General features: G+C 57.6%; 16 protein-coding genes. 4 read left to right on the forward strand and 12 right to left on the reverse strand.

All coding sequences use genetic code 11. The features are described 5' to 3' along the window. Positions 1-63 precede the first annotated feature (63 nt). The 7 genes from ACR0D6_RS20015 to ACR0D6_RS20045 all read right to left on the reverse strand — a co-directional run bounded on the left by ACR0D6_RS20015 (position 64) and on the right by ACR0D6_RS20045 (position 9,952). Entirely contained in the window at positions 64-1,161 is a 1,098-nt protein-coding gene (locus ACR0D6_RS20015) for an AraC family transcriptional regulator (RefSeq protein WP_480766818.1), read from the reverse strand. Further along, positions 1,158-2,837 carry a N,N-dimethylformamidase beta subunit family domain-containing protein gene (locus ACR0D6_RS20020; protein WP_480766819.1) on the reverse strand — a complete coding sequence of 560 codons (1,680 nt, stop codon included), beginning with the start codon at positions 2,835-2,837 and terminating at the stop codon, positions 1,158-1,160. The genes ACR0D6_RS20015 and ACR0D6_RS20020 overlap by 4 nt, the downstream gene beginning before the upstream one ends. A gap of 167 nt (positions 2,838-3,004) precedes the next feature. After that, positions 3,005-4,285 carry a Coenzyme F420 hydrogenase/dehydrogenase, beta subunit C-terminal domain gene (locus ACR0D6_RS20025; RefSeq protein WP_480766820.1) on the reverse strand — a complete coding sequence of 427 codons (1,281 nt, stop codon included), beginning with the start codon at positions 4,283-4,285 and terminating at the stop codon, positions 3,005-3,007. A gap of 102 nt (positions 4,286-4,387) precedes the next feature. Beyond that, a complete protein-coding gene (locus tag ACR0D6_RS20030) occupies positions 4,388-5,128 on the reverse strand; it encodes a maleate cis-trans isomerase family protein (RefSeq protein WP_480766821.1) in 741 nt (246 codons plus the stop codon). Further along, complete coding sequence (locus ACR0D6_RS20035) at positions 5,125-6,192, reverse strand: pyridoxal phosphate-dependent aminotransferase (protein ID WP_480766822.1); 1,068 nt, start codon at positions 6,190-6,192, stop codon at positions 5,125-5,127. The genes ACR0D6_RS20030 and ACR0D6_RS20035 overlap by 4 nt, the downstream gene beginning before the upstream one ends. Beyond that, positions 6,189-7,853, reverse strand: a complete 1,665-nt coding sequence (locus ACR0D6_RS20040) for a hydantoinase B/oxoprolinase family protein (protein ID WP_480766823.1) — start codon at positions 7,851-7,853, stop codon at positions 6,189-6,191. The genes ACR0D6_RS20035 and ACR0D6_RS20040 overlap by 4 nt, the downstream gene beginning before the upstream one ends. Beyond that, the gene (locus ACR0D6_RS20045; RefSeq protein WP_480766824.1) at positions 7,853-9,952 is read right to left on the reverse strand and encodes a hydantoinase/oxoprolinase family protein; all 2,100 of its coding nucleotides are present in this window, start codon (positions 9,950-9,952) and stop codon (positions 7,853-7,855) included. Before ACR0D6_RS20045 ends, ACR0D6_RS20040 begins: the two co-directional genes overlap by 1 nt. A gap of 395 nt (positions 9,953-10,347) precedes the next feature. On the opposite strand from ACR0D6_RS20045, the gene ACR0D6_RS20050 reads away from it, so the two are divergent. Together ACR0D6_RS20050 and ACR0D6_RS20055 are read left to right on the forward strand one after the other, a co-directional pair. After that, positions 10,348-12,090 (forward strand): thiamine pyrophosphate-dependent enzyme, encoded by a 1,743-nt coding sequence (locus ACR0D6_RS20050; protein WP_480766825.1) that lies wholly within the window; start codon positions 10,348-10,350, stop codon positions 12,088-12,090. Positions 12,091-12,194: 104 nt separating this feature from the next. After that, a complete protein-coding gene (locus ACR0D6_RS20055; protein ID WP_480766826.1) occupies positions 12,195-13,772 on the forward strand; it encodes an FMN-binding glutamate synthase family protein in 1,578 nt (525 codons plus the stop codon). Positions 13,773-13,798: 26 nt separating this feature from the next. On the opposite strand, the gene crcB is transcribed toward ACR0D6_RS20055, so the two are convergent. From crcB to ACR0D6_RS20070, 3 genes are all read right to left on the reverse strand, one after another. Beyond that, a complete protein-coding gene (gene crcB, locus ACR0D6_RS20060; protein ID WP_480766827.1) occupies positions 13,799-14,161 on the reverse strand; it encodes a fluoride efflux transporter CrcB in 363 nt (120 codons plus the stop codon). Next, a complete protein-coding gene (locus ACR0D6_RS20065; protein ID WP_480766828.1) occupies positions 14,158-14,553 on the reverse strand; it encodes a fluoride efflux transporter FluC in 396 nt (131 codons plus the stop codon). The genes crcB and ACR0D6_RS20065 overlap by 4 nt, the downstream gene beginning before the upstream one ends. 65 nt (positions 14,554-14,618) lie before the next feature. Next, positions 14,619-14,948, reverse strand: a complete 330-nt coding sequence (locus ACR0D6_RS20070; RefSeq protein WP_480766829.1) for a hypothetical protein — start codon at positions 14,946-14,948, stop codon at positions 14,619-14,621. Between the two features lie 213 nt (positions 14,949-15,161). Between ACR0D6_RS20070 and ACR0D6_RS20075 the strand changes: the two genes are divergently transcribed. Together ACR0D6_RS20075 and ACR0D6_RS20080 are read left to right on the forward strand one after the other, a co-directional pair. Then, on the forward strand, positions 15,162-15,638 hold the full coding sequence (locus ACR0D6_RS20075; RefSeq protein WP_170652763.1) for a hypothetical protein: 477 nt from the start codon (positions 15,162-15,164) through the stop codon (positions 15,636-15,638). Beyond that, positions 15,635-16,570: a polyprenyl synthetase family protein gene (locus tag ACR0D6_RS20080; RefSeq protein ID WP_170652765.1), complete on the forward strand. Its 936-nt coding sequence runs from the start codon at positions 15,635-15,637 to the stop codon at positions 16,568-16,570. The genes ACR0D6_RS20075 and ACR0D6_RS20080 overlap by 4 nt, the downstream gene beginning before the upstream one ends. A gap of 21 nt (positions 16,571-16,591) precedes the next feature. Here ACR0D6_RS20080 and ACR0D6_RS20085 read toward each other — a convergent pair whose 3' ends face one another. Then, a complete protein-coding gene (locus ACR0D6_RS20085; RefSeq protein WP_480766830.1) occupies positions 16,592-19,873 on the reverse strand; it encodes an adenylate/guanylate cyclase domain-containing protein in 3,282 nt (1,093 codons plus the stop codon). Positions 19,874-19,908: 35 nt separating this feature from the next. After that, positions 19,909-21,693, reverse strand: coding sequence for an FAD-dependent oxidoreductase (locus ACR0D6_RS20090; protein ID WP_480766831.1), 1,785 nt, complete (start codon positions 21,691-21,693; stop codon positions 19,909-19,911). Between the last annotated feature and the right edge of the window lie 73 nt (positions 21,694-21,766).

Below are 21,766 nucleotides of genomic sequence, written 5' to 3' on the forward strand. Positions count from 1 at the left end.
GAAATGGCCAGTGAAGGGTCATTATCGGCCAAAAATGTGGCCACTCAGATGCTGTCGGCCAATCTATCTTTCCATCATTTCCCGACGGGCCTGCGCTGGCGTTTTTCCGGTCCAGCGGCGAAATGCGCGGCGGAAATTTTGCGGATCGCTGAATCCAGCCTCCTGCGCGACTTGATCCAGTGACCAGACGGGGTTGCGAAGCAGTTCCAGCACCCTGAGCCTTTTTTGCCGATCCAGAAGCGATTGATAGGTCACATCCAGCTCGCCCAACCTTCTGCGGAGTGTCCGGTCGCTCATATGCAGTGCTTTTGCCACGGCAGAGAACTTTGGTGCATCGGAAAGGTTCTGCCGGATAATCCTTTCGACCGTTTCCACAAGCTCCATCATTTCCCGCGCCCGCATACCGGTCTCCTGCAGGTACCCCAGCACTTGTTTGTGGGCCAATGGGTCGGCGGTCAACAAGGGCGTCTGATGCCAAGCCAGATCATAGACAAAGGCGTTTTCCGACTGTCCGAACCGTATGTCGCATCCGAAAACCTCTGTGTATCGCAGGCCGGAATAGACCGGTTCGGGATAGGTCAGGTCGACGCGCAACGGCGCGAACGTGTCACCGATCAGGTCCAATGCAAGTTGCATGAAACTGGAAAAGGCCTCTTCAACCAGAAAGACATGGATGTCGGGATCATGAAACCGGCTGTTTGCCGACACAACGAAAGCCCCGTCTTCGGACCGCGCATCAAACTCCAGCATACTGCCGGTTTCCTTTTGCAGCCTCAGCCCCAGTTCAATGGCGTCACCCAGTGTATTGCTGGTGATCATAGCAAATCCGACCAGACCGATTGAGGTTATTCTCTCGCGCGAGCCGGTTTCCAGACCCAGTGCTCGATCCTCGGCCATATCGAGAGCACGGCGGATGAATTCGCGGCCTTGCCGAAAGGAAACGCGACAGTAGGGGTCGGTCAGGTCTTCGATCGACAGTCCCAAACCTGTCGTTAGCCGCGCGGTCGAAATCCCCAGATCCTTCATGGTCGCGGTTAGACAGCGGATCAGGAAAACTGGAATATCCGCGGTCAGATAGCGGGTGTCGTTTTCACCTGTTTCGTGACTTGTGGGCGCTGCCTCTGTGAATGAAGTATCCGGGTTGCCGGGCATTTGTTTCATATGGCCTGTTCGTTCGTTTCTTGATCGAACGGCTCCACGTCCAGAGACGTGTGACCAAACTTCTGCAATACGTTCCGGGTTATGCGCTCGACCTGCCAATCGTGACGTACAAGCCCCATAATCCACTCGCAGGTACCGGCGGTAAAAACCTCGCCCTTGCCCCGTTTCCAGTTCACGATTACCCCGTTGCCCCGCGAGCTGCGGTCCAGCGTTTCTGCCGTGACCTCACCAAACATGGTGTGCGCTTTGAAAGTCGCATCGGCGTCTCCGATATAGACGGTTTCGCCCCAAATACCGTGCTGTGGTTCGACATTGGTGGCTAGGCCAAGGGCCAGAATCTCCATCTCGGGGTCGGCCCCGTCAGTCCCTGTGGCATAGGGCAGGCCGTCCTCCATGCGATAGTCCACGCCATCCACTTCATAGCCAAAGATGCGTGAAGCCGCGCCCAACTGATCGCCATAACCCAGTTGGGTGCCATCCAACGCCCAATGACTGGGCCGGTATACCGTGAAACCGCCGCTGCCCTGACCCACGCAGCGCCCCAGCCCGGCATAAACCCCTTTCAACCCGTTGGCACCAAACGTTTTTGCACCGGGCCAGTTGATCGGATCAACCTCCCAAGCGGCCGTGACCAGATGGTCCTGATCGGTGCCCACCAGAGGGTCCTGATCGGCCGTGTACTTGTAGCAGACCTGGCTGCGCCCTTCGTCTTCGATGCGCGTCTGCCACAGGAAATTGCCGCCGAACCGCGCAATGTTACCTCCGGCTTCTGTGTATCGATCAACGGCGTGACGCATGTTGGCGGACCAGTATTCGTCGTGGCCGACAAATATGGCACAGCGATATCGGCTCAGCAAATCCGGATCGGCATCAAGATCGTGTTGGGTGGCAAAGTCGATCTCAAACCCCTGCACCTCGGCCCAACGGGCGAAATGGCGTTCATAACTGGCCCAACCGGCCGAGGCGTATTTCTTGGAATAGCCATAGCTATACGCCCATTCCATGTACGGATAACGAACCATTCCACCCGGGGTGTGAGGGGATTCTGGTACTGCCCGGGGCGCGCCTTCGGGCAATTTGCAGAACCCGCGCGTCCATGGGCGCTGGGTCGAGACCACCGGTGAGAAGGCATTGCCTTCGGGACCAGTGATGCCTTCGTAATGGTTTGATCCGCCCCAGCAGTTATAGGCCAGCCATGTTCCGGTGGCGCAGACCAGCAGATAAGGCGCAGGCGGTTTGTCGGCCGCGCGGCGGACAAGGAACATGTGGTGTTCCTCGACCATGTCTCCGTCGCGTTCGGCGCGCAACGTCACCAGATAGCCGCCTTCTCTCCAATCGTCGGGAATGGTGAACTCAAAAGACGACTGCCAACCGCAACCACGTACCGAACAATCCTCGGGTGTATCCTGATGCACGCCTTTCAGACCGGTTTCCGTCAGCATGGCCTCATAAACTGCACCATCGCGACCGATCTCAAGGCTCCATGTTTCGGCGGTCGTCGATACACGCACGGCCACGTTGTCGCCGGGCGCATAGGTCATACGCTCTGTATAACCCCAGATTTCCAATACCTCAGCATCCCGCGACGGACCGATATAGTAGTTATCAAGGATGTGCCGCGCCTTGGCACGGGTGCGTGGCGTTGTCGCCGGAGCGGCGGATTCCAAGGCGGGCATAGGTCATTCCCATTATGGCAGATATTCCGGACCAACTGACGCCAGTGGCCCCGTAACCGATCATTGCACCATTCCTTTTTTCGGAAAAGCCGACAAGTCAAAGCCTCAACTGCTCGCGCAAGAAGTGGCTACAACCAAGGTTCCGGCTAATCTGGTGGCAGTCGACGTCACATTTTTGGTCTGGGCGTGGGTTCTGAGGCCTTGCCGATCCGAACCCGTTCTCGCGTGCCCTCCCGTTGAAAGGCAGCTTGCTCGGCATCCAGATCGCTCATAAGCGCATCCAGCCGGAGCCGATTGGTCATGGGTGTCGTTTTACCTTCGGCGCGCAGGCCTTCGTGGCGGGCACCAGCAGCGTATTTCTTGTTGCGCTGATGCGGTTGGACACTGTCCATGTAACGCGGATCGACCGGCGTGGTGACCGTCAGATATCCGGCCGCGACCGCGCGGTCCACCAGATCGGCACCACGCGCTGTGCGGACGACAATGGCGTTGGTGCCGGGATCGTCATCTTCGGTCGCCGGATCAGGAGAGCCACCGGGCCATGTATCCGAGGCCGCAATATCCGCAGCCTCGCCAATACCGTCAGGGCAGACCTTGCAGCGGAAAGGCAGCACCCACATGCTTTCGTCGGTTCCCCAGAAATCAGTATAGCGCCTTTCGTGAACCATCCCGTCCGCCGTTACGACCCGGGCCAGACCGGGGCAACCGTGGCCGCGATAGCGAAATCCGGTTACCTGTTCGGGGTTGACCCCAAGTTCCTGATCCAGAAAACGCGCCATGCCCTGTGGCGGCATGAAGCCCCCGCAAACCGGGGTCAGCATGTATTTGACCAGCGTGTTCACCCGTGCATCCACGCGCGCAAGATTGCGCAGCGCAGCGATGTCGCAGGGCTTGCCCACAAAAGCAAATGGCCGATCCTTGTCCAATTGCTCCAGCACATCAATCAGCGGTGCGGTCGGGCCATAGCGCGACCCGGCACCCGCCAGTACATCCGCAGCCGTGGGCGAAACGGCGCGTTCTCCGAATGTCGGTTCTGTTGTGGACGCTCTGGCATGCAGAATGAAATCGACCTCACCGCTGTCGACCAGATACATCCCCAAGGCGGTCAAAACGCCCCCTGTTGATCCCTTGTGCCTTACATCGGGATCACTGGCATGGGCGAGAGACATGCTCTGGTAAGGACCCCAAACCAGATCGGTCTTTGTGGTTTCGTCGATCTGGCACTCAGGCAAGCCCTCAATCCGGGTGCCCGGGCACAGATCCATCAGATGATCCACCATTTCATGTGTCAGCTCTCCGGTCACGACCGGCCGCTCGTAACCGGTTTCAACGACCTGCATCTGCACTGTCTGAGGTCCGGCCACCGATTGACACAAGCCACAGCCGATACACATGGCATCTTCGGTTATCCGGTTCATCCGCTCGGCCGGGCTTGATGTTTGTGTCACGAAATTTCCTCCACCGAACCCACCCCAACCCATCCCCGCCCTTCAGGCTTGCCCAAAAACGGCAGATACAGGGCAGGGGCGCATTCTATGATCACCTGCAGATTAAAGCTGATTGAACAGTTCCCCGGGCAAGTTGTCGTGCCGCGGCAAGCCAAGCGCACGCACCAGGCAAAACATCATGGCCTGGTTCGAGGTGACGACAGGTTTTCCAAGATGTGCCTCGATCCGGTTGACGGCCTCAACTGCGCGCATGTCGGTGCAACTGAGTACGATGGCTTGCGCGTCCCGATGGTCGGCCCGGCAGGCAAGTTCAAATACCTCATCGGGTGTCAGTTCACCCTGCCCGTAGTTGCCAAGCTCGCGACCGATATCGGCACGTTTGACGGTTTCGATCCCGTTTTCAGCCAGAAACGCCACGGCCTGTTCGTTTATTTCACCCAGATAGGGCGAGGAAAATCCCACGCGGGCGGCCCCCAGCGCATTGATCGCTGCGACCAGCGATCCGGCAGCAGTCAGGGAAACCGCGCCCGAGCCTGCCTTGATCAGCCGCGCCAGATCGGTGTCGAATTCTGGTCCGTGGGTCAGTGTCGCCGAGGTGCAGCCGTACAGCACCGCGTCCGGGCGGACACCTGAAATCATCCGCAGATCATGGCTGATATCCGACGCGCCAAGACCTGCCATCTGATCCGCGCCCGGAACCTCATCCACATCGTAACCGCCCATGCGTTGAAAATGCATAGTGGTGCCGGGTGGGCGCATCAATTCCATGTCCGGTTCCAGATTGGTGTTGGTGAAGGGAACCAGCACACCAATTTTGGCGCGGGTTCGTGTCTGGATCGTCATGTCAGAACTCCTTTCAACACTGAAAACGCACGCTCCATTACCGGAGGCTGGCATATGGTGGCGCGCAGACAATCGGGCAGACCATAACCGCCCATACCGCGCATCAGCAGCTTAGCCTCGCGCAGCGCGGTATCGGCGCGGCGAGCAGTATCAGGGCTATCAAATCTCAGTAGAACGAAATTGGTGTGACTGTCGGGAACCTCCAGACCCAGCCTGCGGCAGTCGTTGGCAAAACCGTCGCGGATTTCGGCAGTTTGCGCCACGGTTTCCCGCATATGGGCCTGATCCTGCATGGCTGCGGCCGCCATAGACTGAGAGCAGATCGAGATGTTGTTCGGGTTCAGAAGTTTGCGCAGTTCATTGGCGATATCGGGAGGGAAATACCCCCAACCTGCCCGCGCGCCCGCCAGCCCGTAAGCCTTGGACAATGTGCGCATGACCACGGTGTCGCCCCGCTCCACCAAACCAAAAATATCTCCGGGGTCCTGAGCTGCATCAGCAAACTCGGCATAGGCCTGATCCACCACCAGAAGCACATCGGCGGGCAGGTTCGACCGCAGACGCAGAACGTCGGAGTTTGATATCAGGGTCCCGGTCGGGTTACCTGGATTGCACACAAAAACGATCCGCGTTTTCGGGGTCACCGCAGCAAGGATGTCGTCAACCGATACCGTCAGATCAACCTCGCGCGCCTTGACATAGTCCGCCTGCACCTGCGCGGTTGCCGAGGCCACATAGGCATAGCCGTAATCAGTGCCAAGAACACGATCGCCGGGCCCGGCAAAGGCGCGGATCAGGCAACCGATCAGTTCCATCGAACCTGCGCCGCACAGGATTTTCGCAGGGTCCAGCCCGTGAACATGGGAAATGGCCGCACGCATTCCGGTCCATTCCGGATCGGGATAAAGCGGCACCTGATCCATCGTCGCGCGCCCGGCAGCGATAGCCGCTGGGCTTGCCGGAAAGGCGCTTTCGTTTTGTGCCAGCGAGACGGTATCGGACCCGCCAAGATCGGCAAGCGCATAGGCCGCCATCGCGTGAACATGAGGAACGGGGCGGATCATGGTGCACCTCGATACAGTTTGGCTCCGGCCTCGGTCACCAGCCCCCGTTTGCGGTCTCGCGCCACAGCTTTCGGGTCGCGATCGGACGGATCGCCAAAACCACCGCCGCCTGGGGTTTCGAAAATCAGATAGTCATCTGCCTCAACCCGAAGCTCGCCTTTGCCGGGGATATCATCACCTCCATCGCGAAACCGGATGCGTCCCGGCGCGCCGGGCAGTCCTCCATCCCGGCCAAGCGCAGGGAACTTCAGCCTTTCGACCGACAGAAACACAATGAATGGCGCACCGTTGGCCGAGGTCATCTCGATCCTCTGTCCCAGCCCGCCCCGGTATTTACCCGCGCCACCTGAATCCGGGCGCAACTCGCGCTGCCAGATGGTGACAGGCGCCACGCTTTCGGTGATCTCGACCTGAGAGCCGTATACCCCTGAAGGGTAGGCGGTAGCTGACAGCCCGTCTGCATGAGGGCGGGCACCAGTGCCGCCGTTGTGGACGGGCTCGACGGCAAATTCGCGCCCTCCATCCCTCGCCACCTCGGGCGCGTGACGCATAGGCAGATCGAACATGCAGGATGCGCCTTCGGCCGGAACTTCATCGGGCAGGGCCTGATGCAGACACCCGAGTACCAGATCAGGTGTCACCTGACCCAGCGTGTGCCGCATGGCGACCGGAACCGGGCGCTGCGCGTTCAGGATGCAGCCTTTGGGTCCCGTCACGGTAAAGGGTTCCAGCGAGCCTGCGTTATTGGGAATGTCCGGCCCCACGATGCAGCGTAGCGCAAAAACGGTATAGGCGGTCGCATAGTTGAGCGGCACGTTGATACCTTTGCGGGAACAGCCGGACGTGCCTGCAAAATCTACATGCATCCCATCCTTGCTGACGGTCAGTGTGGCATGCAGTTCCAGTTCGTTTTCATAGCCATCCATCTTCAGGGCGTTCTTGTAGACGCCCTCGGGCACCTCTGCGATAGCCTCCAGCGTTCCGCGCCGTGACGTGTCGATGATGTATTGTGAGAGCGTCTCAAGATCGTCGAGCCTAAATTCCTCCATCATGTCCAAAAGCCGTTTCACGCCCGCCTCGCAACAGGCGATCAGGGCATAGATGTCGCCCTCATTGGCAATGGGCTCTCGGCTGTTGGCGCGGACGATGTCCAGCAAAAGCGCGTTGGGCTCTCCGGCCTCGACCAATTTGCAAGGTGGGATCAGAAGGCCCTCGTCATAGATGTCGGACCCTTCCGGTCCCATGCCCAGACCGCCCAGATCCACCAGATGCGACGTACACGAGGTGAAACCTACGACTTTGCCGTTCCTGAACGCCGGCATCATCAGCAGAAAGTCATTCAGATGACCTGAGGCCAGCCAGGGGTCATTTGTCATATAGATGTCGCCCGGCTGCATGTCCTGCACCGGAAAGCGGTCGCGTAAATGCAATACCGCCTCGGCCATGGTGTTGATATGGCCCGGTGTGCCGGTCACGGCCTGCGCCAGCATGCGGCCCTTGGCGTCGAATATTCCGGCTGAGATATCGCCGCATTCACGGACAATTGGGGAAAAGGCGGCGCGGATCAGGGTCTGTCCCTGTTCCTCGACCACTGCCAGCAGCCGGTTCCACATCACTTGCAAGCGGGCAGGGGACAGATCGTTTGTCGGGGTCATGTTCATCATGCAACTCCTTTCCGGTCACGGATCAGAACAAGATTGCCAACACCGTCCACATGGGCCGAGAAATCGGCCGAGACCAGCGTCGTTGTCTGAGGTTCGGTGATCAGGGCAGGGCCAGTGACCCGGTCGCCCGGTTGCAGGCTGTCGCGCGCCACGAAGGCGGCCTGTTTTATTGTACCGTCAATGTCGCAGGTGATCGGGCGGGTCTCGGATACGCTGACCGTGGCGGGGGGTGGCATCGCCGGAACTGACTGATCAGGTCGGTCCAGCGTGGACACACGGACTGCCCAGTTCAGTATCTCGATCTCCATTCCCGGAACGGGGCGCGAAAACTGCCTTTGGTATTCTGTCTCGAATGCTGTTGTCAGTGGCACGATATCTTCTTTGGAAAGTGCCCGGTTCGGCAGAGGTATTTCGATTTCGTGGCCCTGACCGCTGTAACGCATGAAAGCGGTGCGGAATGTCTGAACAGGAGCATCACCAGCGCCTTGCGAGACGACGGCCTGTGCCTCGGCAATCATTTCGTCGAACACATCATTTATCGCTTGGACATCCAGACCGTTCAGCAACGAATAGCGTGAGCGCACGATCTCGAACGAGACCGGCGCGAACAGGAACCCCACAGCAGAACCGACGCCCGGATTGGGTGGGATCACGATCCGGTCGACTCCTGCGGAACGTGCCACCCGGCTTGCATGCAGTGGACCGTTGCCGCCAAAGGCAATCATCGTGCGCGCGCCCAGGTCCTTGCCGCTTTCTACCGCATGCATCCGCCCGGCACTGGCCATGCTTTCGTCGACGATCCGACTGACGCCATCGGCAGCACCGATTGCACCAAGGTCCAGCGGCGCACCGATGACCCTTTCCAAAGCCGCAGACGCGGCTTGCGGATCGATGCTGATATGCCCCTCTGCAAATGTGTCCGGCACGATATAACCAAGCGCGATGTCGCTGTCGGTCACTGTAGGCTCGTCGCCGCCCCGGCCAAACGCCACCGGGCCGGGTTCCGACCCTGCCGATTTGGGTCCAACGGTCAGGCGGCCCAGCCGGTCGACCCCGGCGATAGAACCGCCGCCCGCGCCAATCTCAATCATTTCGATTACAGGAATTCGAACCGGCATACCCGAGCCTTTGATGAAACGCGCTGCGCGGGCAATCTCGAACTGTCGCGAGGTCTGCGGGCGGGCGTTGTCGATCAGACAAAGCTTGGCGGTGGTGCCGCCTACGTCAAATGAAAGCACCTGTTCCAATCCTGAACGCGCCGCGATCCGGGCCGCTAGAATGGCACCTCCGGCCGGGCCGGATTCGACTAATCGAATCGGGAACCGTGCGGCGGTGTCGATGGTGCACATGCCGCCACCAGCGGTCATCATCAGGATCGGGCAGGTCACACCTTCGGTCGCAAACCGCTCGGCAAATCGTGACAGATAGGTTTCCATCAGCGGCTGGATGTAGGCGTTGGCGACGGTGGTGCAGAGACGGTCGAATTCCCGCGCCTCGGGGCTGACTTCGGACGAGATCGAAACCTTCAGCTGTGGTCGCTGGCCTGCAAGAACATCGCGCAACCGGCGTTCATGCGCGGGATTTGCATAGGAATGCATGAGGCAGATCGCAACGGCTTCGGCACCGCTGTCATCAAGCTGCTCCAGCAGCGCATTGATCGATGCATCGTCCATCTCGATCAGAACCTTACCATCTGCGGACATTCGTTCGCGGACGGTCAGCGCCCTGTCTCGGGGCACCAGAAGATCGGGCTTTTCCAGATTGATATCATATTGCGAATATCGCCTTTCGTAAGCGATTTCGAGGATGTCGCGGAACCCTTCGGTGGTGATGGTGGCGACGGTTGCCCCGCGCCGTTCGATCAGCGCGTTTGTGGCCAGAGTCGTGCCGTGTATGAACCCGGTTACCTGACCCAGATGCCGGCCCGATTGTGCCATGACGCGGGCGGCACCCTCCATGGCTCCGTCGGCGGGGTTTTGGTGCGTTGTCAGGGTCTTGGTCGAAGCGACAATGGTCTCGTCACCTGAAACAAGAACGGTGTCGGTGAAAGTGCCGCCAATATCAATGGCAAGGCGCAATGCAGGAGGAGTGGTCATAGGGCATTCCAAAGCTGGACATCAAAGCATCAGAGACGGGAAAATCCGATCTCAGCCCCGGGTGACCAGATCGCAGCCGGTGATACGGCGGTTCAGACAATTTGGAACGCAATGTTTGATCATGGTGTCAGTTGGGCCTGTTGTTGCGATTCCGGCAAGCCGAATTGCGACCTAAATGCCCGTGAGCGACAAAAACCTTTTGTACGTCACCCACGTTGAAAGGTGCAAAACTACAGAATTTGGCAAAAATCCCGAGTGCACGAGCCTTACGGGTATCTGCAATCCTGTTGAAACTTTACATTTTTTTGTTTTGGCCACCTACTATGGCCAGAGTATTTGAACATTTTTCATAAGGCAGGCGTGTAGCCTGTACGCCGACCAGACCGGAGGGACCGATGAGCAAGAACGTCTGCGAAGTGTTGTTGGATATTCTCGCCGACGCAGGGGGTCACCAGATTTTTGGTGTTACCGGTGATGCACTCAACCCGCTTCTGGAAGCGATGCGTGGGGATGACCGGTTTGAATGGATCGGCGTCCGCCACGAGGAAAACGCAGCCTATGCCGCTTATGCTCAATCGCACCTGACAGGCGGGATCGGTATTTGTGCAGGAACGGTTGGCCCCGGTGCGCTGCACCTTATCAACGGGCTTTATAATGCCAGACGTGAAGGGGCCGGGGTGGTTGCGATCACTGGTCAGGTGGCGCATCGCGAACGCGGCACCGGCTATCATCAGGAGGTCAATCTGGACAAGGTCTTCGAGGATGTCTGCGCCTATCAGGCCGTCATCAACACCCCGGACCAGATGCCGCGACTGGCCCAGATCGCCGTGCAGCGCGCGCTGCTCAACCGCGAGGTGGTCCGGATCGAACTTCCCATGGATGTGTCGGAAAAGCCGGTGCCAAGTCTGCACCAGATGCATCCGCTGGTGAAAACGCCATCAACCCTGATCCCGCCGGATTGTGAGATCGACCGGGCAGCAGGGATCATCAATGCCGGAAAAAAAGTCGCCATCTTTGCCGGAGTTGGTTGCCGCGATGCAAAGGACAAGGTCATGGCCCTGTCCAAGCGGCTGAATGCGCCTGTTGCCCATTCACTCAAAGGCAAGGACATCTTCGATTACGATGATCCGAACGTTGTCGGCATGACCGGGTTGATCGGCAACCCCGGCGGGTACCACGCGGTGCGAGATTGCGATGTTCTGGTGATGATCGGCACGGATTTTCCGTATGAGTGGTTTTTGCCGGACAAGGCCAAGATCGTGCAGATCGACCGGAGCGTCGAAAATCTGGGTCGCCGCGCGCCGATTGCATCAGGTCTTTTGGGAGATGTCGGGGCGACGTTGGACCTGCTATTGCCGAAAATTGAGGAAAAAAGTGACCGCAGTTTTGCCGACTATCAGATCAGACTTTGCACCAAGTGGCTAAAACAGCAGGATCAGGAGGCGAGCCTTGAGCGCAGTTCTGAACCGTTGCATCCGCAGCTGTTTGCCCGCGAGATTTCGGATCAGGCTGCTGACGATGCGGTTTTTGCCATGGATATCGGGGAATGTACGGTTTGGGTGGCGCGGCAAACGCGGATGAAGAACGGTCGGCGCATGGTTGGTTCATTCAATCATTCATCGCTGGGATCGGGTCTGCCGTCTGCACTGGGCGCTGCCGCGCTGGACCCGGGCCGCGAGGTCTGGACATTCTGTGGCGACGGCGGATTTGGCATGTCGATGCAGGATTTTGTGACTGCAGTTCGCTATGACTGGCCGATCAAGGTGATCGTGTTCAACAACCAGACGCTTGGTTTCGTGAAGATGGAGATGCAGGTATCGGGCTATGCGATGAACCCCGCGGCGACCGACCTTGTGAACCCCAATTTTGCCGAATACGCCAAAGTGTGCGGCGGCGATGGCGTCCGGGTGGAACATGCCGCCGACATCAGGGATGCGATCTCTCAAGCCAAGACCAGCCGCAAGCCTTTCATAATCGAAGCGATGGTAACCCCGGGCGAGTTGGTGATGCCGCCCCATATCAAGGCTGACATGGCTTGGGGTTTTGGCATGTCCAAGCTCAAAGAAGGTATTCTGCTGGCCAAGGGCGATCATGCGCAGTGGGACAATTGGGTCAAGGAACTCAAGGCACAATGGTGAGGTGGGTTATCGGCGCAAATCTGACCGGCCGCATCTGGAACTGACATTGCGATCCCGGATTTCACCGGGGTCTCTACGGAATACTTCTGTCGGAGAATGGAAGAATGGTACGCAAAATCTATTACGCTGTCGCTTTCCTCGGCCTGCCGCTGACGCTGTTGCTGGGATGGCTCTGGGCACCGGCCCTGTGGTTGCTGGTGATTGTCATCCCCTATGTTCTGATCGGTTTTTATGATCTGACCACAACAAAGCACAACGTCCTGAACAACTATCCTGTTTTGGGGCATTTCCGGTACATGCTGGAATTCGTCAGCCCCGAAATCCGCCAATATTTTGTGGAAACAAACGACAGCGGCCGCCCGTTCAACCGGATTACGCGCGCGTTGGTCTATTCTCGCGCAAAGGGGCAGCAGGATACGCAAGCCTTCGGCACACAATATGACATCATGAAGGTCGGCTATCACCGGTCCAATCACTCGCTTGCGCCAAAGGAAGTGGACAAGAGCGAAGAAAGGATCACGCTGGGCGGACCGCAATGCGACAAGCCATACAACGCATCCCGCCTGAATGTGTCGGCGATGAGTTTCGGTGCGCTCAGCCATACGGCGATCCGAGCGCTGAACGGTGGCGCAAGGGATGGCGGGTTTGCTCACAATACGGGCGAGGGCGGCCTCAGCCCCCATCATCTGGCAGAAGGCGGAGATATCATCTGGCAGATCGGGACCGGGTATTTCGGTTGCCGAACGCCTGAAGGCGGCTTTGACAAGGACAAATTTGCGGAAAAAGCCGGAAAAGATGTGGTCAAGGCGATCGAGATCAAACTGAGCCAAGGGGCAAAACCGTCCCATGGTGGCGTTCTGCCCGCAGCCAAGGTGGATGAAGAGATTGCGGAAATTCGCGGGGTTGAGCCGCACAAGGATGTGATTTCTCCTCCGACTCATTCCGCATTTGACGGGCCCGAGGGGCTGATGAAATTCGTGCAACATCTGCGCGAGATGTCGGGCGGCAAGCCTGTGGGGTTCAAACTCTGCATCGGGAACCCTTCGGAGTTTATGGGGATATGCAAGGCGATGCTCGAAACCGGTATTCTGCCAGATTTCATCACGGTCGACGGGGCTGAAGGTGGTACTGGCGCTGCACCGGTCGAATATTCGAACCGTCTGGGTGTGCCGGTGAACGAAGGGCTGATTTTCGTTCACAACTGCCTGCGGGGGATCGGCGTGCGTGACAAGGTGCGCATAATCTGTTCGGGCAAGGTCGCCACCGGTTATGATCTGGTCGAAAAGTTCGCGTTGGGGGCAGATATGTGCAACTCGGCCCGGGCCATGATGTTTGCGGTCGGATGCATTCAGGCGCTGCATTGCAATACGAACCGCTGCCCCAGTGGCGTGGCCACTCAGGATCCGGTGCGGGCACGTGCAATTAATGTGCCGCAAAAACGGCAGCGCGTTCACCGCTTTCATGACACCACATTGGAGAGCTTTCGTGAGATTTTGGGTGCGATGGGCCGGCAAACCGTTCGCGAGCTGCAGCCTTCGGATATCCTGCGGCGGACTGCCGACGAAAGGGAACGGAGCTATGCCGAATTATATACGTTCCTGACGGATGGCGCGCTGTTGAATGGCGACGTGCCGGAACCTTATGCTGCCAATTGGGAACGGGCGTCTGCCATCCATTTCTAACGCTGAATGTTGCGGGCCGGGGTCTGTCACATGCTCAGGTGCAACCCGATCCACAGCGCGATCCAGCATAGACCGAGGCTTAGTAGAACGTTGCCAGCGGCCATTAGAACAGTGCGTTCACGGCGAAGCTGAAGCGACTGGTAGGCAAAGCTGGAAAACGTAGTGAACCCGCCGCAAAAGCCAAAGACAAGGCGGCGTTCTTCTTCGGGCACTGTTGGAAGGTCTCCAAGGTACCCGAGCCAGAGGCCCAAAAGCAGGCAGCCCGCCACATTTACGATCAGTGTGGACAAGGGCAGTTCATGGGTGACAACACGGGTAAGCCAGTGGCGCAGAACAGCACCCAGTCCACCCCCCAAGGCAAATGCGGCGTGCAGGTAAAACTCGTTCATCTTTGCTTTTTCTGCGCGTGATAGCGCCGCCCGATTGCCTCGCCCAGTATCGCAGCGCCCAGACCAAAGGCAATTTCAAAAAAAATGGCCGCAGTTACGTAACCGATTCCGTCTTGGGCAAGCCTTTCAAGCTCTGCCACGAATGATGAGAATGTTGATAATCCGCCGCAGAATCCGATGGCGCCCAAGTGTATTACATGGGCGTGAACGCGATGCCGGACAGCATAAAGCCAGCCCAACATAAGACAGGCCGCGATGTTGATCCCGAAAGTCGCCGTCAGAAAAGGCGCGCCGGGGATTTCCAGCGCGAAAACCTCGCGCAGCAGCGACCCCAATGCACCACCAACGAAGACGGCACCATACATCAAAATACGTTCACGCAGACCGGTCACCGTTTTCGTACACTCGTCCCCGCCAAATGGATGCAGGTTTCATGACAGCATGCTGTTGTCAGAATTTAGTTCTTTCTCTTGGCGCTGGCCTGTCGCATGGCACCGCCATTACCGGTTATCCTGAGATTGCGACCATTCTCCAGCAGCTCTACGTCCGCCTTTTCAAGCTTTCCTTCCCAGCCACCATTGGTCTTTGCAAGCGCGGTTGTTTCGGGCCCGTCGCTCAGGCGGCTCCAGACCAGCTGGGTGCAGTCGCCGTTGACGGTGAAGTCACCATAAATACCGTGTTCCTTGAATTCGTACTCTCCTCCGGCCCAGGGGCAGTTTTCGTCTGCAAACGCGGGCATTGCGGAAGCGCTCAGGCAAAGAGCAGCCGTGCAAAGATAATGTTTCATGGTTTTTCCAATAATAAATAACAAGGATGAACCTAGAGCATTGCATATTCCTGTTCCAACGCAAATCCCGGGATTGCCTGCCCTCGGTTGCTTTGGTTACGAACTGCCCAAACCCGGATAGTGTTTCCACCAACCCCCGGAAAGTGAAGAATAACTGTTTCCTTTTCGGCGGGAATGTTGAAGCATGTTAACCACAGTTAACAGGATAGATTTATGGATCAGGATAGCGACCCGTCACGCAAGACATTTCATGATCCGTCGTCAATTGACGACATGGCGGCCATGTATCTTTCAGCGCTGAAGGACGTTCTGGCGTCGCTGAAAGACCATGAAACCGGCGGCAGGAGATTTCAGTCGGACGTGATGTACCTGCTGGCGCAGGCACAGGCCAGATGGCTGACTTCGGCCCTGCGGTATTGGCAGCAGGTTGCCGCGATCATCGGGACACAGGGCGTGGACGCGATCGAGGCGATCGTGCCCGAACCCAAAGGGCAATCTTTGGAAGCGCAGCAACTGGTGTTACTGGACAAGGCGCGCGCTATCCTGCGCGAAATTTCGGAATTGTCGATGAGTGAGGCCAAGCTTTTGCAGCGCGACTTGATGGATATCGAAGCGGAACTCCGCAATGTGGTGAATTCGGACGATGATGATCTGGATGGTCCTCGCCGCTATGCAAAGCCCAAATCATGAATAACGAAGGTGTTCGCTCCGATTGGATTATTCCGGAGCTGGGATTTGAGGCCGAAACCGAAACACTGCGCGCTGCAATTGGTGAATGGGTGAAATCCACACCGCCGGAAATGCAGCCTCAGCTCGGCGAGCAGTTTCTTGCGGGGTCAAAGTATTTTCGGCCGCTGACAATTTTTGCCTGCCAAACGGCGGCGGGCGGCGATGAGGTGTCGGACGACACCATTCAGGCAGCTCTGGTGCTGGAATTGTTCCACAACATGACGCTGGTCGTTGACGATATTCTGGACCAGTCGGATGAGCGTCGCGGCAAGCCGACAATGCACACGGCCTTCGGGCAACTGACAGCGCTGATGACATCCGGCTTTATGGTCGCGGAAGGGTATCGGATAATGGCCCGGGACCCGCAGGTTATTTCCCTGCTGTCCGAACTGATGTCGCGTCTGGGCGTGGCTGAAGTGATGCAATGGGACAGTCGCAAGATGCCCCGCGGCGTCGAAGACTGGCGGCGGCTGGCGCAGGAGGACACCGGTTCCATGTTCGAGGTGGCCGCCTGTTTGGGGGACCGCAGCGAAGGTCTGCGCCAGTACGGCGCGTTACTTGGTACACTATACCATGCGTGTGACGACGTGTCGGATGTGCGCGGAACCGAGGCGCTTGGTGGTGGCGGTGAAGAAGACATCCGTGACGGCATCCTGACCCTGCCTGCGGCAATCGCAGTGCGTGAACCAGAGGTGGCAGCGATGTTCCGCAACCCCAACCCGGACAACTATGACGCTTTGGCCGAAGCCTTTCGCGCAGCGTTGCCGGAAGCCGAGGCCGAATTGGACCGAATTGCCGCAAGCGCGATTGCTGAGGCCAGACGGTTTGCAAAGGATCCCAAAAAGCTGATCACTCTGGTTGATCGCACCCGCGCACTGGGCGAAGCCCGCTGACGCGGGCGAACCTGTGCGCTGCTAAATATGTTCTTTGGCGGCGGTCAGGTATTGGGTCGAATGACCTTCCTGAAATTGCGCGTAGACGGGTTGGACAAGGCTTGTTCGAATGTCTTTTTTGGTTCGCAAGGACGCCAGACCAAGTGACGCGCGCAACTGCCAGGACAGGGCCGACCGTTCCTCTGCCAATGTCAGAGCAGCCTGATAGAATTCTTCGGCCTTTGACCTGTCATCGCAAGCCAGCGCATGTTCGGCTTTGACAAGATTCAGTTCAATGGCGTGATTGAATTCGCCCCCTTCGGTCAACGGCCCCTGCAGATCGTCCAGCACAGCGGCCGCATCCTCCAGCCGGTTCATCGCAATAAGCTGGCGTGCGTGGTTGGCCTCGAAACAGACACGGTGGTAATGAACGCCCGCAGCCTTGCAGGCGGCCGCCGCCTTTGCGGTCATCTGCTCGGCTTCTTCCAGCTGACCTTTCTGCGCCATCGCACGTGCGCGCCAGAACGATCCCCACAGTCCGAGGAATCCATAGCCGTATTCGCTGGCCACCGCGCTGCATTCTTCGGTCAACTCCATGACCTTATCCCAGTCGCCGTTCCAGTCGTGCACGCGAATGACGCCATTCGACAGCGCGTAGACCAGTGAATACGGGTCTGGCAGGGTGCGGGTATATTCAAGAATATCGTTCCCGACCTTTACGGCCTGTTCGGGATACCCCAATGACCAGAGAGCCGCTGCGCGGAAACACTCGGAAATCACCTTTGGTTCGGCGGCGGAAAGACGCGGACCAGGCTGATCCCAGACACCCTGATCATACAGCTCAAGCACACGTTCGCCATATCGAACCGACTCGGCATAGTCACCGCGGTTGAAATGCGACCAGCACTGCATGGCGTCCGAGTAGATTTCGTAGCGGGCGTTTCCGCTGCGCTCGGCCTCTTCCGCCAGCGCAGCAAAAGTCTTGTGCCCTGCTTCGACATCCCCTCGCATGGTTTGAAACGCACCGATTCCATACAGAACGGCGACGCGAAGATCGGAATCGTCCACATCTCCAAACAGCTCGCGCGCGCGCTCAAATGCTGTCTGCGCCTGAGGTGAGGCATAGCTGGTTGCTGCAAAATGGACGACACCGATGGTCGACTGAAGCTGAAGCTCCAGCTTGGCACGCTCAGCCGGGTCCTTGATTTCGTTGACGAAATCCAACCCGTGACCTAGCTGCACCAAGGCTTCCTTCATCGAAGCCCGTCCCCATGCTGATTTCCCTGCCGTCAGCCAGTAGGAAACTGATCGGTCCCCAAGACCCGCAGCCACAAAGTGGTTTGCAACCTGTTCAGGCCCTGATTTGCACCGCTCGGGAAACTTATCCTCCAGCGTTGTCGCGATTTTTCCGTGCAGCTGAAATCGACGTTTGCGCAGGATCGACCGGTATGCGGCCTCCTGAATCAGCGCGTGGCGGAACATCCAGCTATTCCCCTTTGCAGACGGATAGGCCAGATCGGCCTCGGCCAGTAGCTCCATCGAATCCGAAAGCTCGGTTAGTGGTGTGTCTGTGACCTGTGCCAGTAGATCGATATCGAATTCGCGCCCGATCACGGCCCCGATCTGGGCGAATTCACGGGTCGAACCCAGCTTGTCGAGACGGGCCATCAAACTGTCCTGCAAGCTTTCGGGCACCAGATCGACGCTGTCTTTGGCTTCCATAGCGGAGCGGGTCAGTTCTTCGGCAAACAGCGGCACCCCATCAGAGCGGTCCAGCAGTTGTTTGCGCTGCTCGGGCGTAAAGGCTTTCTCTTGCGTAATGCTGTCCAACAACCTTTCGACCTCGGCAGTTGAAAGTCGCGAGAGCTTGTGGGTTTCAAGATGATCAACGTCCCATTCAGGGCTGAATTCCGGTCGGCTGGTCGCCAGCAGCAAAATCGGATGATCGACCAGCTTCTCCACGAAGCTGTTCAAAAGCTCAAGCGATGTAGGGTCGATCCAGTGGAGGTCTTCGAAATGCACCAGCAAAGGCCCTTGCTTGGCCTGCACAATGACCTGCTCGATCAGCATGTCGTTCGTGCGGGCCTTTTGCAGCGCCGGTGAAAGGTTGAGTGACGGATACCTGTCGCAGGGCAATGAAAAAAGCGACGCCATAAGGGCGCGCGCCTCACCCAGATCCCCTTCGGCGACGACCAGCTTTTCCAGCTTGTCCAGCCGCACTTCGTCGTCATCTTCGACCGAAAAATCGAGCATATGCTCGATCCGACGCCGGATGGGATAGAGGGCCGTGTTTTCGAAATAGGGTGCGGATTGAAGGTGGAAAACCCGCGCGCCTTCAATCTTGGCCTGATTAACAATTTCGTAGGACAGCCGGCTTTTGCCGATCCCGGCCTCGCCCGATACAAGGCAAACCCTGCCTTTCCCGGATTTGACGTCATCCCACGCCGCCATCAGGCGCGCGCGTTCTTTTTCGCGGCCAACCAGTGGTGTCAGCGTTTTGCGCGCGGATGTGACGGCAAACCTTTCCTGCCGTTGCGCTTCGGAAACGACGCGCCATGCGACCTGTCCCGGTGCGAAACCTTTCAGCTGAATGTTTTTCAGGGGCTTATAGACAAACATATCACCCAATAGAGAATGGGTCCGGTCGCCGATTATGATCTGCCCCGGCTTTGCCAGGCCTTGCAAACGGGCGGCAAGGTTGGGGGTGTCCCCAGCAACGGCCGAGGTGGAATCCACACCAGTGCGGTCAAGGTCCCCGACCACAACCGTGCCGGTGGCAATGCCGATACGCACTTGCAAGGATTCCCCCGCCGTCGTGTCGAGAGACGCAACCGCTTCGACAATTTCAAGGGCAGACCGGCATGCCCGTTCGGCGGCATCCTCCTGTGCGACAGGATAGCCGAAATAGACAACGACCCCATCGCCAAGGTATTGCGCGACGTGTCCCCCCGCCTTGATAACAAAACGGGAAACCGTGGCCTGATAAAGCGCCATGAGATCGCGGTAGTCTTCCGGATCAAGTCGGGCCGAAAGTGCTGTCGAGCCGACAAGATCACAGAACATGATTGTCAGATGCCGCCGCTCAGCCGCTTCTTCACTGGCCATCGCTCCGCTGGGCTTGGCGGCGACCGGGGCAGAGCTAAGCGCGGCGATGGCCTTGGCGATCTTGAGACGATGGCCAAGTATCGAAACACCCATTTCCTTCAGGTGCTCGTCAGTCACATCCCCCAGAATATCCAGGTCGATGCCGTTCTCTTCGAACACTTCACCGTATTGAGGCAAGCCAATTTCACTTAACCACGCCTCAATTGTCTTTGTTGTCATGGGTCTTCTCTGAACTTACTTACTTAACTTCGTATCTATTTCCGCCGTTTACCGTCAACCGTGTAGTTCCAGAACAATGGGCCCAGACCCATTGTCTTTTTGTCCCACTTGCTGGCAGGCAGCCAATCGGTGAACAGCGATCCCAGGTCATCGGGGCTGGGGGTGAACTTGGATTTGGGAAGTTTGAAGTCCTTAGGTGGCCAGAATTTGTTGATCCCCAGAGTTTTGTCCGCGAATGACCAGGCTTTTGCACTGGCGGCAAGAGGCGCCCATGCCACTTTTAGCGCCTGGAACATTTGGCTTGGATAAAATTCCGGTGTGATCATTTCGATAGGCGTGCCTACTTCGCCCTTGTTCGGTTCCAGTTGCGCCATTTTGCGCACGCCTTCCGCCGCCATCAGCCCCGTGGCGCAGGCACCCTCTACGGTTGAGACATCCGCGAAGTTTCTGACATATGTTCCTGCCAGGAACATGTTCGAAAACCCCGTTTGTACCTCGGGACGATGGGCCCAGCTGCCGGTCAGGTTGGCGAACAACTCCTCGCCCGTGTTGGTTTCGACCGAGGTCTGATACAGGTCGATATCTGCAACCGTCAAATCCAGATTTTCCACAATCTCGCGCAAGATATAATCGATGGCGGTCTTGGGATTTTTCAAATCCAGAATTACGTTATTGTTGGCATCCCGACGCTCGGGTTCGACCGACAGCAGTGATTTGAAGTCCGAGACGGTGACATAGAGGAACGTGTTTTCCAGGCCCCATGTGGCGGAATAGTTCAAGAACGTCATCTCATACGGCGCGTCCATGAACACGACGACTTCGTCCGGTATGTCGTCGAGCTTGCGATTGAGGTAAAGCTCGACCGAGGCCATGGGTTCTGCTTCCAGATAGCGGACCTGTCCAAGATCAGGATCGGCAATGTACAGATCGTTCGTGACCATGGACGCGAACGCACCCGGCGAAACGCTGATGATGACGTTCTGATCCGAGACGTCGGACACGATATTTTTCTTTTTGACCTTCCAGTCCGTATAGACCGAAGGCGATTTGGTAACCTCGTCAAAAACCAGCTTGCCAATCCTCTGGCCGGATTTATCCGGATGAATCTCCTTTATCCGGTGCAGGTATTTTATTTCGAACTTGTCCCCATACGAATGGAGCTTTTTCAGAAACGGGTCGAGCAGCGTGTCCTTCTTGGGCCCGTCGAACAGCCAGAGCTGAGGAACCGGAACGCGGTTGCCATATTTCAGAAACGTTTTGTAGCTGCGGGCAGAGGCCTGCCAGCTGTCGATTGCCCAGACCGTCTGCCAGATTTTTTCATGCAGGCTCACAACTTCGTCCGTGCAATAAGGCCGGCCTCGCAACCAGCCATTGAAGGACATCCGATCAAGTTTGTCGTCTTCGCTGTCCGGGATCGAAAGCAGGTCGACCATCGAATACATGAAAAGAAACAACTCCTCCGTTGGAGCTGCACCACCTGTCAGGTTTCGATAAAAGTCCTGAATTCCGCCCGGGTTGACCATTTCGGGCATGTCATCCAGATGGCCCTTGTAGAGGAATTTGAAACTTTCCCGCGGGGTAAAGTTCTTTTCGATTCCCAGATCTTTGGCGACCGACCAGAAGTTGTAATACCAATTGCACAGCATGTGATAGCTGTGTTCGCGCGGACATTCTCCGTGATCGTGTTCTTTGTGGGATCGCAACATCCCACCGATAAAATTGTCCTGTTCATAAAGGGTTACGTGAAAGCCACGTTCTAAAAGTCTTAGTGCTGCCGTAAGACCAGCGATCCCGGCGCCAACAATTGAAACCTTATGCATTTATTCACCACCTTTGCTGGGGCGACGCCTTGCCTGCACTATTGGCCAGTGTCGCAAGTACCGACACACTACG

Source organism: Ruegeria sp. BJ6 (assembly GCF_056537885.1).